Origin of the sequence: Tepidibacter hydrothermalis (assembly GCF_029542625.1) — a bacterium.
In the GTDB taxonomy this organism is placed as follows: Bacteria; Bacillota; Clostridia; order Peptostreptococcales; family Peptostreptococcaceae; genus Tepidibacter_A; species Tepidibacter_A hydrothermalis.
Genome location: NZ_CP120733.1, coordinates 3,637,096 through 3,653,217, shown reverse-complemented (window position 1 = coordinate 3,653,217; position 16,122 = coordinate 3,637,096). Strand labels below are relative to the sequence as shown.

The 16,122-nt window shown below is 32.6% G+C and carries 14 protein-coding genes, 10 tRNA genes and 1 rRNA gene; all 25 read left to right on the top strand.

What is annotated here, in order from left to right; translation table 11 throughout:
* Window positions 1-26 precede the first annotated feature (26 nt).
* The 25 genes from P4S50_RS17285 (at window position 27) to P4S50_RS17165 (ending at window position 16,116) form a co-directional block, all read left to right on the top strand.
* Window positions 27-100: transfer RNA gene (locus P4S50_RS17285), tRNA-Gly, on the top strand.
* Window positions 101-104: 4 nt separating this feature from the next.
* A 5S ribosomal RNA gene (gene rrf, locus P4S50_RS17280) occupies window positions 105-220 on the top strand.
* A 4-nt stretch (window positions 221-224) separates the two neighbouring features.
* Window positions 225-299 (top strand) — tRNA-Asn (locus tag P4S50_RS17275).
* Window positions 300-306: 7 nt separating this feature from the next.
* Window positions 307-395, top strand: a tRNA-Leu gene (locus P4S50_RS17270).
* 6 nt (window positions 396-401) lie between these two features.
* Window positions 402-477: transfer RNA gene (locus tag P4S50_RS17265), tRNA-Met, on the top strand.
* 6 nt (window positions 478-483) lie between these two features.
* Window positions 484-558: transfer RNA gene (locus P4S50_RS17260), tRNA-Glu, on the top strand.
* Window positions 559-567: 9 nt separating this feature from the next.
* Window positions 568-643, top strand: a tRNA-Val gene (locus P4S50_RS17255).
* Window positions 644-650: 7 nt separating this feature from the next.
* Window positions 651-727 (top strand) — tRNA-Asp (locus P4S50_RS17250).
* 67 nt (window positions 728-794) lie between these two features.
* Window positions 795-869: transfer RNA gene (locus P4S50_RS17245), tRNA-Thr, on the top strand.
* 6 nt (window positions 870-875) lie between these two features.
* Window positions 876-959, top strand: a tRNA-Leu gene (locus P4S50_RS17240).
* A gap of 9 nt (window positions 960-968) precedes the next feature.
* Window positions 969-1,045: transfer RNA gene (locus P4S50_RS17235), tRNA-Arg, on the top strand.
* Window positions 1,046-1,322: 277 nt separating this feature from the next.
* Complete coding sequence (cdaA, locus tag P4S50_RS17230) at window positions 1,323-2,141, top strand: diadenylate cyclase CdaA (RefSeq protein WP_331489647.1); 819 nt, start codon at window positions 1,323-1,325, stop codon at window positions 2,139-2,141.
* Window positions 2,138-3,334, top strand: a complete 1,197-nt coding sequence (locus P4S50_RS17225) for a CdaR family protein (RefSeq protein WP_277732073.1) — start codon at window positions 2,138-2,140, stop codon at window positions 3,332-3,334. Before cdaA ends, P4S50_RS17225 begins: the two co-directional genes overlap by 4 nt.
* 115 nt (window positions 3,335-3,449) lie before the next feature.
* On the top strand, window positions 3,450-4,535 hold the full coding sequence (gene buk / locus P4S50_RS17220) for a butyrate kinase (protein ID WP_277732072.1): 1,086 nt from the start codon (window positions 3,450-3,452) through the stop codon (window positions 4,533-4,535).
* Window positions 4,535-5,440 (top strand): phosphate butyryltransferase, encoded by a 906-nt coding sequence (gene ptb, locus P4S50_RS17215; protein ID WP_277732071.1) that lies wholly within the window; start codon window positions 4,535-4,537, stop codon window positions 5,438-5,440. The genes buk (P4S50_RS17220) and ptb overlap by 1 nt, the downstream gene beginning before the upstream one ends.
* 43 nt (window positions 5,441-5,483) lie before the next feature.
* Window positions 5,484-6,557 (top strand): butyrate kinase, encoded by a 1,074-nt coding sequence (buk, locus tag P4S50_RS17210; protein WP_277732070.1) that lies wholly within the window; start codon window positions 5,484-5,486, stop codon window positions 6,555-6,557.
* A gap of 12 nt (window positions 6,558-6,569) precedes the next feature.
* Window positions 6,570-7,247 carry an ATP-binding protein gene (locus tag P4S50_RS17205; RefSeq protein ID WP_277732069.1) on the top strand — a complete coding sequence of 226 codons (678 nt, stop codon included), beginning with the start codon at window positions 6,570-6,572 and terminating at the stop codon, window positions 7,245-7,247.
* A 93-nt stretch (window positions 7,248-7,340) separates the two neighbouring features.
* Window positions 7,341-7,556 (top strand): 4Fe-4S dicluster domain-containing protein, encoded by a 216-nt coding sequence (locus P4S50_RS17200; protein WP_277732068.1) that lies wholly within the window; start codon window positions 7,341-7,343, stop codon window positions 7,554-7,556.
* Between the two features lie 29 nt (window positions 7,557-7,585).
* The gene (locus P4S50_RS17195) at window positions 7,586-8,644 is read left to right on the top strand and encodes a 3-methyl-2-oxobutanoate dehydrogenase subunit VorB (RefSeq protein WP_277732067.1); all 1,059 of its coding nucleotides are present in this window, start codon (window positions 7,586-7,588) and stop codon (window positions 8,642-8,644) included.
* Window positions 8,644-9,390, top strand: coding sequence for a thiamine pyrophosphate-dependent enzyme (locus tag P4S50_RS17190; RefSeq protein WP_277732066.1), 747 nt, complete (start codon window positions 8,644-8,646; stop codon window positions 9,388-9,390). Before P4S50_RS17195 ends, P4S50_RS17190 begins: the two co-directional genes overlap by 1 nt.
* Before the next feature lies 1 nt (window position 9,391).
* Complete coding sequence (locus P4S50_RS17185; RefSeq protein WP_277732065.1) at window positions 9,392-9,934, top strand: 2-oxoacid:acceptor oxidoreductase family protein; 543 nt, start codon at window positions 9,392-9,394, stop codon at window positions 9,932-9,934.
* Between the two features lie 422 nt (window positions 9,935-10,356).
* Window positions 10,357-11,196 carry a YitT family protein gene (locus P4S50_RS17180; protein ID WP_277732064.1) on the top strand — a complete coding sequence of 280 codons (840 nt, stop codon included), beginning with the start codon at window positions 10,357-10,359 and terminating at the stop codon, window positions 11,194-11,196.
* Between the two features lie 251 nt (window positions 11,197-11,447).
* Complete coding sequence (gene glmM, locus P4S50_RS17175) at window positions 11,448-12,794, top strand: phosphoglucosamine mutase (protein WP_277732063.1); 1,347 nt, start codon at window positions 11,448-11,450, stop codon at window positions 12,792-12,794.
* 309 nt (window positions 12,795-13,103) lie between these two features.
* Window positions 13,104-14,930 (top strand): glutamine--fructose-6-phosphate transaminase (isomerizing), encoded by a 1,827-nt coding sequence (gene glmS, locus P4S50_RS17170; protein WP_277732062.1) that lies wholly within the window; start codon window positions 13,104-13,106, stop codon window positions 14,928-14,930.
* A gap of 313 nt (window positions 14,931-15,243) precedes the next feature.
* Window positions 15,244-16,116, top strand: a complete 873-nt coding sequence (locus P4S50_RS17165) for a CPBP family intramembrane glutamic endopeptidase (RefSeq protein ID WP_277732061.1) — start codon at window positions 15,244-15,246, stop codon at window positions 16,114-16,116.
* The last annotated feature ends 6 nt before the right edge of the window (window positions 16,117-16,122 follow it).

Sequence of the window (16,122 nt, the reverse complement as noted above, 5' to 3'; positions counted from 1 at the left end):
GAAAGTATTAATACAATACTTAATATGCGGGTGTAACTCAGTGGTAGAGTTCTGGCCTTCCAAGCCAGCTGCGAGGGTTCGACTCCCTTCACCCGCTCCAAATATGTGGTTATTATAGCAAAGAGGATACACCTGTTCCCATTCCGAACACAGAAGTTAAGCTCTTTAGCGCTGATGGTACTTGGGGGCAGCCCCCTGGGAGAGTAAGACGTAGCCACGTATGTTCCAAGGTAGCTCAATGGTGGAGCAATCGGCTGTTAACCGATAGGCTGTGGGTTCGAGCCCCACCCTTGGAGCCAAAGATGTGCCGAGGTGGCGGAACTGGCAGACGCACAGGACTTAAAATCCTGCGGTCCTTACAGATCGTACCGGTTCGATTCCGGTCCTCGGCACCACAATAACGCGGGATGGAGCAGTTGGCAGCTCGTCGGGCTCATAACCCGAAGGTCGTAGGTTCGAGTCCTGCTCCCGCAACCAAAGCATGGCCCCTTGGTCAAGCGGTTAAGACACCGCCCTTTCACGGCGGTAACAGGGGTTCGATTCCCCTAGGGGTCACCATTAGTAATTGGGCTCATAGCTCAGCTGGGAGAGCACCTGCCTTACAAGCAGGGGGTCACAGGTTCGAGCCCTGTTGAGCCCACCAATTATTTGGCCTGGTAGTTCAGTTGGTTAGAATGCCAGCCTGTCACGCTGGAGGTCGAGGGTTCGAGTCCCTTCCAGGTCGCCAAATAATTTAAAGAATAAGCTCATTGATATAAAATCTATGGGTTTTTATTATGTGACAAACTAAATATGCTAGTGTGGCTCAACGGTAGAGCAGCTGACTTGTAATCAGCAGGTTGTAGGTTCGATTCCTATCACTAGCTCCACACATTGCGGGTGTGGCGGAATTGGCAGACGCACTAGACTTAGGATCTAGCGCTTTTAGCGTGGGGGTTCAAGTCCCTCCACCCGCACCAATTTAATATGTACCTGTAGCTCAGTTGGATAGAGCAGTGGCCTTCTAAGCCACGTGTCCGGGGTTCGAATCCCTGCAGGTACGCCATTGAAAAAAGCTTAATCATGATATGGTTAAGTTTTTTTTATATATATGTTATTATAAAATTTTAGTTCTGTGGATAATATTGATTAAAAAATCTGCACTTGCAACTATTTTTAAGCAACAGAGTCGTTAGACTTGTTGGCGACATGAGTCACCGCGTTAGCGAGTAGACGAATTTTATAAAATATATCTGCTTTGCTTATTGAATTATTTCTCAATGTATGAAATAATTAATCCGTAAAATAATATATAATAACAAATATTATAGGAGGTTACTAAATTGTGGGATATAAAAGATATCATAATGAATATAACTATTTTAGATATAATAGATATAAGTATAGTTGCTTATGTATTTTATAAACTGTATATGTTAATAAAAGAAACTAGTGCAGAACAATTAATAAAAGGTATATTTGTACTTTTAGTAGCTACTAAATTAAGTGAACTTTTGCAATTACATGTTGTACACTGGGTACTAGCAAATACCATATCTATAGGAGTAATAGCTATACTTATAGTATTTCAGCCTGAACTCAGAAGGGCACTTGAATATATTGGTAGAACGAAGTTTATATCAAAGCCTATAGGTGAATTTGATGAAGAAAATATAGATGAAATAATAGAAGAGTTAATAGAAGCCATATATTCTTTATCTAGACAAAAAATAGGTGCCTTAATAATAATAGAAAGAGAAACTGGAATCAATGATATAATCCAAACTGGAACCATTATAAATGCTAAAATAACGAGACAAATTTTAATAAATATATTTATTCCAAATACTCCACTTCATGATGGAGCTTTGGTAATAAAAAATAATAGAGTAAGAGCAGCAGGTTGCTTTCTACCTCTTACAGATAGCAAATATGTAAATAAAGAATTGGGAACTAGACATAGAGCTGGTATAGGAATAAGTGAAAGATCAGACTGTATATCTATAATAGTATCTGAAGAAACGGGAATGATATCAATAGCAGAAAATGGGAAACTATACAAATCCATATCAAAAGAATACATAAAAAATATATTAAATCAAAACTTTAAAAAACAAGGAGAAAATAAAAGGATTTTTAAAAGAGGTGTATTTTTCAAATGATAGATATTTTTAAAAGGAATTTAAAAATAAAGACAATATCTACATTTTTTGCCTTTTTTATGTGGATATATGTAATGGCAGAGGTAGATCCTATAATACTAAAAGATTATGATCAAATACCAATAAAAATTAATAATGTAGATATATTACAAGAAAATGATATGGTATTATATCCAGAACCAGAATTGAATGCAAAAGTAATACTAAGAGGCAGAAGATCTTTACTAAAAGAAATTCGAAAAAATGATTTAGAGATTAATACAAATTTGAAGTCTCCAAAAATAGGTGTAAATAAATTAGAACTAGATTTAGATGTCCCTAGTAATATAACTTATACTATTATGCCTAGTAATATAAGTTTAAATGTTGAAGAAAGTATATATACTAAAAAAGAAATAGCAATTAAAACTACAAATACATCAAATAAAGATTTAAAAGTGGATCAAATAAATTATTCTCCTAAAAGTACATTTGTAGAAGGGCCAAAAAGTCTTGTTGAAAATGTAGATAAGCTAATATGCAAAGTAGATTTGAAAAATAAGAGCAAAAATTTCAATTCAAAGGCTCAAATTATACCTGTAGATAAAAATGGAAAGACAGTAGAGGGTGTAAATATAAAGGATCAGTACACATATGTTGATATAGGATTTACTAAAAGTAAAAAAATACCTTTGATTTTAAATTTAAAAGGAGAAATTGGGGAAGGATATAAGCTGTTAGGATATGAATTAAATTCAAAAACTGTAAATATAACTGGAAAAATAGAGCAAATTGATGCTATAAAGGACATATATACACAGGAAATAGACATATCTGATTTGACAGAAAACAAAAATATAAATTTAAATATAAATATTCCACAAGATATAGAGAGTGATATTAAAAGTGTAAATGTAAGTTTTAAAGTGGCTAAATTAGTAAGCAAAAATTTAACAATATCATCAAAAAGAATTGAGTACAAAGACAACATACACAATTTAGACATTTCAAAAAACAATTTACCTGAGGACATAAATGTGAAAGTTACATATTTAGAAGGAAACGGGCGAGATGTGAGTGAAAAAGATGTACAAATATTTGTCAATATGCAGGATGAGCAAGTTGAACCTTCAAAATTTAGAATAAAATACAATGTACTTAAGGAAGTCGAGAGTGTGCATATTGACCCTGAATACGTTGTAATAGGTGAATAGTTATTAAAAAAAAATGTAAAAAAATTGCTAAATCATATTGCAATTCTTATTGCATTTTTTTTTATTTCAATATATCATAATATACGTAGAGAAAAATTTCTTATGGGGTGATACTGTGTCAAAGAATTATGTTCTTGTTATTAATCCAGGTTCAACTTCGACAAAAGTGGCTTTATTCAAAGAAAATGAAAACGTTATCCAAAAAAATCTAACTCATTCGACAAAAGAAATAGAAAAATATGATAAGATAGCAGATCAGTTTGAAATGAGAAAAGAAATTATAATAGACTGGTTAAAAAAAGAAGGTTATACATGTGAAGATCTTATAGCAGTAGTTGGTAGAGGTGGTTTGTTAAGACCTATGCCAGGTGGTACATACAAAGTTACACCTAAAATGATAGATGATTTAAAATTAGGTGTTCAAGGAGAACATGCATCAAATTTAGGTGGAATAATATCAAAATCAATAGCTGATGAACAAAATATACCAAGCTTTATAGTTGATCCAGTTGCAGTAGATGAATTTGAGGATATTGCTAGAATATCTGGAATTCCTGAAATAAAAAGAAGATCTTTAGGACACGCCCTAAATATAAAAGCTGTTGGAAGAAGAGTTTCAACAAAACTTGGTCAAAATTTTGAAGATACAAACATGATAGTAGCTCATCTTGGAGGAGGAATAAGTGTTGCTCCTTTAAGAAAAGGAAAATCAGTAGATTATAATAACGCAAATGAGATGGGACCATTCTCTCCAGAAAGAACGGGTGGACTTCCAATCGGAGATTTAGCTAAATTGTGTTTTTCAGGAAAATATACTTACAAGGAGATTAAAGCTAAGCTTAAAGGCAAAGGTGGACTTGTAGGATACCTTAACACAAATGATGCTAGAGAAGTTACAAAAAGGATAAATGAAGGTGACGAAAAAGCAAAACTTATATTCGAAGCTATGGGATATCAAATAGCAAAAGAAATAGGATCTATGGCAACAGTATTAAACGGAGATGTAAAAACAATAGTAATTACCGGAGGACTTGCGTACTCTGAATATTTAATAGATTATATAAAAAATATGATAGATTTTATTGCACCTGTAATAGTTGAGCCTGGTGAAGATGAAATGATGGCTTTAAATGAAGGGGCATTAAGAGTTATAAATGGTGAAGAAAAAGCTAAAATATACGAAGAAGAGGTGGCATTTTAATGAGAGATTTTCAAGAAGTAATTAAACTTGCTAAAGAGAGAGGACCTAAAACTATATCGGTAGCTTGTTCTCAAGATAAAGAAGTTTTAATGGCTGTTGAGATGGCTAGAAAAGAAGGAATAGCTGATGCTATACTTGTCGGAGATATAGAAAAAACTAAGAAGATAGCAGCAGAAATTAATATAGACTTAAACAATTATGAGTTAATAGAAGAAGCAGACTTAACTCAAGCTTCTAGAAAAGCTGTAGAACTAGTTTCAAGTGGAAAAGCTCATATGGTTATGAAGGGATTAGTAGACACTTCAATAATATTAAAAGCTGTTTTAGATAAAGAAATAGGTCTTAGAACAGGAAGTGTTTTAAGTCATGTTGCAGTATTTGATCTAAAAGCGTATGATAGATTATTCTTCGTAACAGATGCAGCTATGAACTTAGCTCCGGATTTAAATACTAAGAAGCAAATAATAGAAAACGCTTGCCAAATAGCTCATGCACTAGATATAAAGGAGCCTAAAGTAGCTGCTCTTTGTGCAAAAGAAAAAGTTAATCCTAAAATGCCAGATACAGTAGATGCTAAAGAATTAGAAGAGATGAACAAAAGAGGAGAACTTACTGGATGTATAGTTGGAGGACCTTTTGCTCTTGATAATGCAGTATCTGTAGAAGCTGCTAAACACAAAGGAATAGATCATCCTGTAGCTGGAAATGCTGATATATTATTAGCTCCAGACATCGAAGCTGGTAACATACTTTATAAATCTATGGTATTCTTTGGAGAGTCTAAAAATGCAGGAGTTATAGTTGGTGCTAAGGCTCCAATAATATTAACTTCAAGAGCGGACAATGAAGAAACTAAATTAAATTCAATAGCACTTGCTGTTTTAACAGCTGCTAAAATAGGATAATTGATATAAAAAAAATACAATTACTAAGGAGAGAATAATTTCTATGAGTAAAAACTTTAAAATTCTTGCTATAAACCCAGGTTCAACATCTACTAAGATTGCTGTATTTAGTGATCAAGAATTAGTATTCGAAAAAACATTAAGACATTCTGCTGAAGAAATAGGTCAATATGAGAAGATATCAGATCAACTTGACTTTAGAAAAAGCGTAATAGAAGAAGCAGTAAGTGAAAATGGAGTTAAAATAGAAGATTTAGATGCAATAGTTGGAAGAGGAGGACTTTTAAAGCCAATAGCTGGAGGAACTTATTCAGTTTCTGAAAGTATGATAGAAGATTTAAAAGTTGGAGTTCTAGGAGAGCATGCATCAAATTTAGGTGGAATAATAGCAAAAGAAATAGCTGATAAAGTAGAGATTCCATCGTTTATAGTAGACCCTGTTGTTGTTGATGAACTTCAAGAGGTTGCTAGAGTATCTGGTATGCCAGAACTTGAGAGAAAAAGTATATTCCATGCTTTAAATCAAAAAGCTACAGCTAGAAGAGTAGCTGATGAAATTGGTAAGAAGTATGAAGAAATAAATGTAATAGTAGCTCACCTTGGTGGAGGAGTATCTGTTGGAGCTCACGAAAATGGTAGAGTTATAGATGTTGCAAATGCACTTGACGGAGAAGGACCATTCTCTCCAGAAAGAACAGGTGGACTTCCAGTTGGAGATTTAGCTAAAATGTGTTTCTCAGGAAAATACACATTAGATGATATAAAGAAAAAGATAAAAGGAAATGGTGGAATAGTAGCATACTTAGGAACTAATGATGCTAGAGAAGTTGAAGCCATGATAGAAGAAGGAAATGAAAAAGCTGAGTTGATATACAAAGCAATGGCATATCAAGTAGCAAAAGAAATAGGAGCATGTTCTGCTGTACTTAAGGGTAAGGTTGATGCTATCGTATTAACTGGTGGTATAGCTTACTCAAAGATGATAGTAGAGTGGATAAAAGAGAGAGTTTCTTTCATAGCAGATATTAAAGTATATGCTGGTGAAGATGAAATGACAGCTCTAGCTCAAGGAGGACTTAGAGTTCTTAAAGGTGAAGAGGAAGCTAAAACTTACTAAGTAGGTGATCACATGATAAAAGATGATAAGAGAATAAGAATCATAATAGGACATTATGGTAGTGGTAAAACTGAATTCTCTATGAATTATGTAATGAAGTTAAGACAAGAAGTAGAAGGTAATATAGCAATCGCAGATCTTGATATTGTTAATGTATACTTTAGAACAAGAGAAAAAAGAGATATGTTAATTGAAAATAAGATAAGACCTATAGACTCTTCTGCAAGAGCAACTGCCGTAGATGTGCCAGCTGTATCAGCAGAGGTTATGTCACCTATTCAAGATGAAACTTACAACTATGTAATTGATGTAGGTGGAGACTTTATAGGAGCAAAGGTTGTAGGTAGATTCGCTCATATTATCGAAGGTAAAGAGTACGACATGTTCTGTGTTGTAAATGCTAATAGAGAAGAATCATGTACACTTGAAAAAGTTATAGATCATATAAGAAAAATAGAAGAAGCTTCTAAGTGTAAAGTTACAGGACTTATAAATAACACTCACTTAGTTAGAGAAACTACTATAGATGATGTATTAAAAGGTCAAGAGCTTGTTAAAGCAGTTTCTAAAGAAACTAATATACCTATAAAATACGTAGTTTGTGTTGAAGATTTAGTAAAAGATTTACCAAAAGACATTGAGGGAGAAATATTCCCAATAAAGATGTATATGAGAGAATCTTGGATGTAGTTTATTAGTCTTAAAGAGAGCTCTTAGAGCTCTCTTTATAAAGACTTATAATATATTGTTTTAAATTAAAAAATATATTAAGGAGGGTTTGAAATGGCTAAAGGTAGAGTGCATTTTGACCAAGATAGATGCAAAGGGTGTGAACTTTGTACAACAGTTTGTCCAGTTAAAATAGTTGTTATGGACAAAGAAAAGATAAATAAAAAAGGATACCATCCTGCAACAGTAAAAGAAATGGATAAATGTGTAGGTTGTGCAAGTTGTGCGCTTATGTGTCCAGATGCAGTAATAAGCGTAGAGAGAGACTAATTAATATATAATTTAAGGAGGGAACGCATATGGCTAAGGTTTTAATGAAAGGTAACGAAGCTGTAGGTAAAGCAGCTATAGAAGCTGGATGTAAATATTTCTTCGGATACCCAATAACACCTCAAAATGAGATACCAGAGTATATGGCAAAAGAATTACCTAATAATGATGGAGTATTTGTTCAAGCAGAATCAGAAGTATCTGCTATAAACATGATATACGGAGGAGCAGGATGTGGAGCTAGAGTAATGACATCTTCTTCTTCACCAGGAATCGCTTTAAAGCAAGAGGGAATTACATACATAGCAGGAGCTGAGCTTCCAGCAGTTATAGTAAACATGATGAGAGGAGGCCCAGGTCTTGGTGGAATCCAACCTTCACAAGCTGACTACTTCATGTCAACAAGAGGAGGAGGAAACGGAGACTACAGAACTCCAGTTTACGCACCAGCTACAGTTCAAGAAGCTGTTGATATGGTAATGGAAGCTTTCGAAGTTGCTGATTACTACAGAACACCAGTTATGGTAGTTGCTGATGGTATGATAGGACAAATGATGGAGCCAGTAGAATTCAAAGCTCCTAAAAAGAGAGACTTACCTAAGAAGGATTGGGCTACAACAGGAACTAATGGAGAGAGAAAACCTAACATAATAAACTCTTTATTCCTAGATCCTCAAGCTCTTGAAGATCACTGCTTCAAGCTAGACAGAAAGTACAAAGAAATAGAAGAAAACGAAGTTAAGTACGAAATGTACAAGACTGAAGATGCTGAGCTTGTATTTGTAGCTTACGGAACAACTTCAAGAATAGTTAAGAACACTGTAGAAGCTTTAAGAGAGCAAGGAATAAAAGCAGGACTTATAAGACCTATAACTTTATGGCCTTTCCCACACAAAGCTTTCAACGAAATCCCTGCTGCTAAGAACTTATTAGTAGTTGAGATGAGTACAGGTCAAATGATAGATGATGTTAAGATAGCTAATGAAGGAAGATTACCAGTTGACTTCTTCGGAAGAACAGGTGGAATGATCCCTACTCCAGGTGAAATTATGGACAAAGCTATGGAAGTAATAGGAGGTGCTAAATAATGGCAGTTGTATTCAAAAAAACTGAAGGTTTAACAGATAAGCAAACTCACTACTGTCCTGGATGTACTCATGGTATAATCCACAGATTAACAGCAGAAGTTTTAGATGAATTAGGAGTATTAGGAAAATCTATAGGTGTTGCACCAGTTGGTTGTTCAGTACTTGCATATGATTACTTCAATTGTGATATGCACGAAGCTTCTCATGGTAGAGCACCTGCAGTTGCAACAGGAATTAAAAGAGTTCAACCTGATAAAGTAGTTTTCACATACCAAGGAGATGGAGATCTTTGCTCAATTGGTGCTGCTGAAATAGTTCATGCAGCTGCAAGAGGAGAGAAGATAACTACTATATTCGTAAACAATGCTATATATGGTATGACTGGTGGACAAATGGCTCCAACAACTTTACCAGGACAAAAAGCTACAACTGCTCCATTAGGAAGAGATGTAGATCATGCTGGTATGCCAATCAGAATGTCTGAGATGTTAGCTACTTTAGACGGAGCAGTATTCGTAGAAAGAGTATCAGTTAATAACCCAGCAAATGTAAGAAAAGCTAAGAAAGCTATAAAGAGAGCTTTTGAAGTTCAATTAGAAGGAAAAGGATTTGGTATAGTAGAAGTACTATCAACTTGTCCAACTAACTGGGGATTACATCCAGTAGATTCTCTTAAGTGGTTAGAAGAAAATATGATACCTTACTACCAATTAGGTAACTTAAGAAACCCAGAGGAGGCGAAATAATATGTCAACAGAAAGAATAATATGTGCAGGATTCGGTGGACAAGGTGTTATGTCTATGGGTATGTTAATGACTTATGCAGGAATGCTTGAAAATAAAGAGGTTTCTTGGCTTCCATCTTATGGACCAGAAATGCGTGGAGGTACAGCTAACTGTGCAGTTACAGTATCATCTACTCCAGTAGGATCTCCTATCATAACTGATGATGCAACTACTGCTATAGTTATGAACTTACCATCTCTTGTTAAATTTGAGCAAGATGTTGTTCCAGGTGGAAAGATACTTGTAAACAGCTCTTTAATAGATCAAAAGGTAGAGAGAACAGATGTAGATGTTTACTATGTACCAGCTAATGAATTAGCTTTAGAATTAGGTAATGCAAAAGTTGCTAACATGGTTATGCTTGGAGCTTACCTTAAAATTAATAAAGTTGTTGAGGTTGATTCTGTTCTTGAAGCATTCAAGAAAGTTTTCGGACCAAGCAAAGAGAAATTTGTACCACTTAATAAATCAGCTCTTGAAAAAGGAGCAGCTGCTATTAAGTAGTTTATATAAAGAAAGATTGCTAATTTTATTAGCAATCTTTTTTTTGTTTAAGGAAACTAAAAAAGCTACACTTGTAACTCTATTTTTAAGCAACAGAGTCGCGAGACTTGTTGGAACCATGAGTCACCGTATTAGCGAGTAGAGGAATTTTTAAAAAATATATTATGATTTTACTTAAAAATATCCTTCAATTTTCATAAAAGAAGAACGCTTTATCCTTAATTTTACAAAATGCCCTAAGTTAAGTTATTTCAACAACAAAGAAAACGTAAAAAATATGGTTGAATATTTAAATGAATCTAAAGTTGCAAAATATGAAGTGAAAGAAAAAAATCATGCATATAAGATAAAATAGATTGTATAATGAAAAATGAGGGTGTATAATCTAAATGAAATTATATAAAACTTAAGGAGATGAAATTATGTATCCCTCGATTAGGATATTAAATTTATCATTAGGAAGTCTATTTTGTGCAGTAGCGATTAACGGTTTTTTAGCACCAAATCACCTTTTAAGTGGAGGCGTAGGAGGAATAGCTATAATACTTAACTATATATTCAACTTAAATATAGGTTTAATTGTTTTACTTGTCAACATACCACTATTTTTAATGGCATATAAAAAGCTAGATAGAGACTTTATTGTGTATAGTCTTGTGAATATGTTGATATATTCATTCTTTATAGGTATAACTCATGATATAAGTTCACACATTGCTGTGGATGATTTAATACTTTCTTGTGTATTTGGTGGATTATTAAATGGAATAGGAATGGCAATAACATTTAGAAACAAAGGATCACAAGGTGGTACAGATATAATAGCAGCTCTTGTTAAGAAAAAATGGAATATAAATTTAGGAACAGCTCTTATGGGAGCCAATCTAGTAATTGTGTGCACAGGAGGAGCTGTATTTGGAATACAAAAGGCTATGTATACTCTTATAAATATGTATATAGGATATCAAGTTGTGGATAAGATACAAATGATGCTAGATGTAAAAAAATCAGCTATGGTTATATCTGATAAGTCTGAAGAAATATCAAAAGAGATAATGAAGGATATGGGAAGAGGAGTAACTTTTTTAAATGGAGAAGGAGCTTATTCAAAGAATAGCACAAAAGTTATATATACTATAATAAATCCAGTTGAAATACCTAGACTTAAAGAAATAGTTGAAAAATATGATAAAGATGCTTTTATAACTATAAATGAAACACAAGAGGTAAAAGGAAGAGGATTTAAGGAAAGCATTATCTAAATAAAACATTATTATTGAAAATTCAATATATGATATGATAATATAATAAGGGTATTTATACCCTTATTTTTTTATATAAGGAAGCAATATTATTCTTAAGTTGTGGATAACATTGATGAAAGGGCTACATTTGCAACTATTTTTGAGCAACGGAGCCCGTAGGGATCGTTGGCGACATGAGTCAGTGCGTAGCGACTAGACGAATTTTGAATATATTATAAATGATTTAAAAAGTTATGGGGAGGCTTTTGATGAGAAAATATTTCGGAACAGACGGTGTAAGAGGAGTAGCTAATACTGAACTTACAAATGATCTTGCATATAAATTAGGAAGAGCAGGTGCATATGTTCTTGCCAAAGGAAAAGAAAATATAAAAGTTGTAATAGGAAAAGATACTAGAATATCAGGAGATATGCTAGAATCATCTTTAATAGCTGGTATGATGTCTGTTGGTGCAAATGTCGTATGTGTGGGAGTGGTTCCAACTCCAGCTGTTGCATATTTAACAAAGCTTTATAATGCTGATTGTGGTGTTGTAATATCAGCATCTCACAACCCAGTTGAATATAATGGAATAAAGTTTTTTAATGAAAAAGGATATAAGCTAGATGACAGTATAGAAATAGAAATAGAACAATTAATAGAAGACATGAATAAAATAGAGTATAATCCTACTGGAGAAAACGTAGGTACTAAAATAGATAAAAAAGATGCTATAAGGGATTATATAGATTATTTAAAGACAATCATTGATGTAGACTTTAATAATTTAAAAGTAGTACTTGATTGTGCTAATGGAGCAGCATATGAAGCAGCACCTATAGTATTCAAAGAGCTTGGAGCAGAGGTTATAACTATCAATAATAATCCTAATGGATGCAACATAAACTTAGATTGTGGATCAACACAGCCTAAATCTCTTCAAGAAGAAGTTGTTAAAAATAATGCAAATATAGGTCTTGCATATGATGGAGATGCAGATAGATTAATAGCTGTTGATGAAAAAGGAAATACAGTTGATGGAGATTATATACTTGCTATATGTGCTAAGTTTTTAAAAGAACAAGGTAAGCTTAAAAACGATACTCTTGTAGTTACAGTTATGAGTAATATAGGATTACACATAGCTTCAAAGGAAAATAATATAAATACAATATCTACTAAAGTAGGAGATAGATATGTGTTAGAAGAGATGATAAAAGAAGGCTATAATCTAGGAGGAGAGCAATCAGGTCACATGATATTTTTAGATTATATAACTACTGGAGATGGAATACTTAGCTCACTATTTTTATCAAATGTCTTGGTTAGTGAAGAAAAGACATTATCAGACATTTGTGGTATAATGACTAAGTATCCTCAAGTCTTAATAAATGCTAAAGTAAAAAATAAAAATAAAGATATGTATCTAAAAGATGAACAAATTATAGAAGAAATTAATAAAATAGAAGAAATGCTAGATGGAGAAGGTAGAGTATTAATAAGACCATCTGGTACTGAACCATTAGTTAGAGTAATGCTTGAGGGTAAAGAGGAAGGTCAGTTACACAGTTTAGCTAGTGAACTTGCTAATCTTATAGAATCAAAATTATCATAAATTAAATATTTATGTAATATAGAGTTTGATGTTGAGAATACAAGAAGGCTTATGAACTTAGTATTATTAGCCTTCTGTATTTTTAGCAAGATATAAGAAAAACTCTATAAAAAAGCGCTAGGACTAAATTTTATTTAGTTGACGAGGTCAGGGAGTATCGATTATCGGCGGGTGCCCTGCGGTGATTTTGCCATCGTTAGAGTTTAACAAAACATATGAGTAATTATATGTACAAAAAAGGCTTGAGCAAAACGACCTTTCTCCTTAAATATATTAAATTTTTAAAAATTTTAAGGAGGTTTATTTATTATGTGTGGAATCGTAGGTTATATTGGAAATAGGCAAGCAACAGAGGTATTAATAGAAGGACTTTCTAAGCTTGAGTACAGAGGTTATGACTCAGCAGGTTGTGCTGTAAATTCAGGAGATAGTTTATCAGTTAGAAAATTCAAGGGAAGACTTTCTGTTTTAGCAGATGACTTAAAGGCAAACCCTTTATCATCTAATATAGGTATAGGTCATACAAGATGGGCAACTCATGGAGCACCATCAGATGTTAATTCACATCCTCATTTAAATATGGATTCAACTATAGCTGTAGTTCATAATGGAATAATAGAAAACTATATGCAGTTAAAAGAGTGGTTAATATCTGAAGGAAAAGTATTTAAGTCAGAAACAGATACTGAGGTTGTAGCTCACTTAGTAGACTACTACTATGAAGGGGATTTATTAGATGCAGTTTATAAGGCTATGGCTAAGTTAAGAGGGGCATACGCTTTAGGTGTAATATCTAAGGATAATCCAGATGAATTAGTAGCAGTTAGAAATGAGAGTCCACTAGTTATAGGTATAGGAGAAGGTGAAAACTTCATAGCATCTGATATACCTGCACTTCTTAAGTATACAAGAAATGTATATTTCTTAGAAAATGGAGAAGTCGTACACTTAACTAAAGATAGTGTTAAAATATTTAATCAAGATAGAGAAGAAGTAAAAAGAGAAATATATAACGTAAAGTGGGATATAGAGGCTGCATCAAAAGGTGGATTCGATCACTTTATGATAAAAGAGATAAATGAACAACCAAATGGAATCAAAGAGACTTTAAATAGAAGACTTGATGAAAATGGTGATATAAAATTAGATGATATAAAGCTTACTAAGGCTGAGCTTGATAATATAAATAAGGTATATATAGTTGCTTGTGGAACAGCTTACTACGCTGGACTTGTAGGAAAGCATGCTATAGAAAAATTTGCTAAAATACCTGTAGAAACTGATATAGCTTCTGAGTTTAGATATAGAGATGCATTTGTTGATGAGAACACTTTATTAATAGTTGTAAGTCAATCAGGTGAAACAGCAGATACATTAGCTGCTCTTAAAGAAGCTAAGTCTAAGGGAGCTAGAATACTTGCTATAACAAATGTTGTAGGATCATCTGTATCAAGAGAAGCTGATGATGTATTCTATACTTGGGCAGGACCAGAGATTGCTGTTGCATCTACTAAAGCTTATACAACTCAACTTGTTTCTTTATATATGATAGCACTTGATTTTGCAATCAAAAAAGGAACTATAACTAAGGAACAATACAAAACAATGATATCTAAGTTAGGTGAGACATCAGATAAGGTACAGGAAATAATCGATAATTCTGATGATATAGAGAAGATAGCTGAAGAAATAAAAGATTCAAAGGATGCTTTCTATTTAGGAAGAGGTCTTGATTATTGTCTTGCTATGGAGGGAGCTCTTAAATTAAAAGAGATATCTTACATTCATGCAGAAGCTTTCCCGGCAGGAGAGTTAAAGCATGGACCGATAGCTTTAATAGAGGAAGGTACTCCAGTTATATCTATAGCTACTCAAGATGTTTTATTTGAGAAGATGGTTTCTAATATGAAAGAAGTTAAGGCGAGAGGGGCTTATGTAATAGCTCTTGCGAAGGAAGGTAATAAAGAGGTAGAGAAGGCAGCAGATAGAGTTATATATATACCAGAGGTTGATGATGTATTATCTAGTATATTAACTGTTGTTCCACTTCAAATACTTTCTTATCATGTTGCAACTAAGAGAGGTTGCGATGTAGATAAGCCAAGAAACTTAGCTAAGTCTGTTACAGTTGAATAATATATAAATTAGAACATGTAATTATATACAATATTGTATATAATTACATGTTTTTTTATTCTCATATTTATTTTAGATGCGTTCAAACTAAGCTTTCCCTTACTGACAAATATAAACTAAAATCAATTAGAAAAAGGATTAGTTTTGATAATTTTTTATTATTTCAAAGTACTTTTAAAAACCACCATTCTAGAGTATAATTCAAGTTGAGATGTAAAATATTGGATATAAAAGGATTTCAATCTACTTTTTAGTACATAACATAGATATGATATTATCACAGTATAAAAATAATAATGTGATGAGGTGGAAAATGAAAATAGATAATTTTATAAAAAAGATTATAAATAGAAGTGAATATGTATTTATATCGATTGGTTTATCGTTTATATGTTTTTTAATATTGTTACTTACAGATGTAATCCAGATTTTTTTGGGGATGCCATCCTTAGGGAAATTCATTGCCGCAACTACAGTGTTAATATCCTTTATATTAGTAGGAAAAATATTTTTCAATATTCACTATAGTGGATTATTTGAAGAAATTAAATTGAGTAAATATAACTGTATGGATAATTTATTGATTACACTATTTTGTTCTTTAGTTGCTGCATTTACTAGTGTATTGATATATCAAATTGATTTTATGATTAATCCAGATGTAACAAAATCAATTGGTTATTTTATCGAAAAAATAAATAATGCTGGTGATTCTTATATGAATAATCCTGTTGATGTTTTAATTTTTATAATTTGGGTTGCCATTGCAGTAGCTGCTGAGGAGATTTTTTTCAGATACACTTTATATAAAGTTTTTGTTAAGGAAAAAGAGGATGTAAAAATCTTCATTATATTATCATCAATAATATTTGGACTTTATCATTTCACTAGTATAGCTAGATTTTTTGCATCTCTAACTATGTCTATTTTTTTAGGAATTATATATGTAATGACAAAAAAATTGGTGTATTCTTTTATTGCACATCTTTTATGGGATTATTTTGTTTCAATATCTGGAAGTTTTATGGGATATTTTGAGCATTTCAATAATGTAAATATAGGTATACATGTTTTTATTTGTGGATTTACAGAAGTAATTATACTTTGTTTGTTAATTTTATTAAGTGGGTATGCATATTTCAAAAGAGGATATATTTTACCATTAAAGGTCAGAAATAAAATATAAATTTTG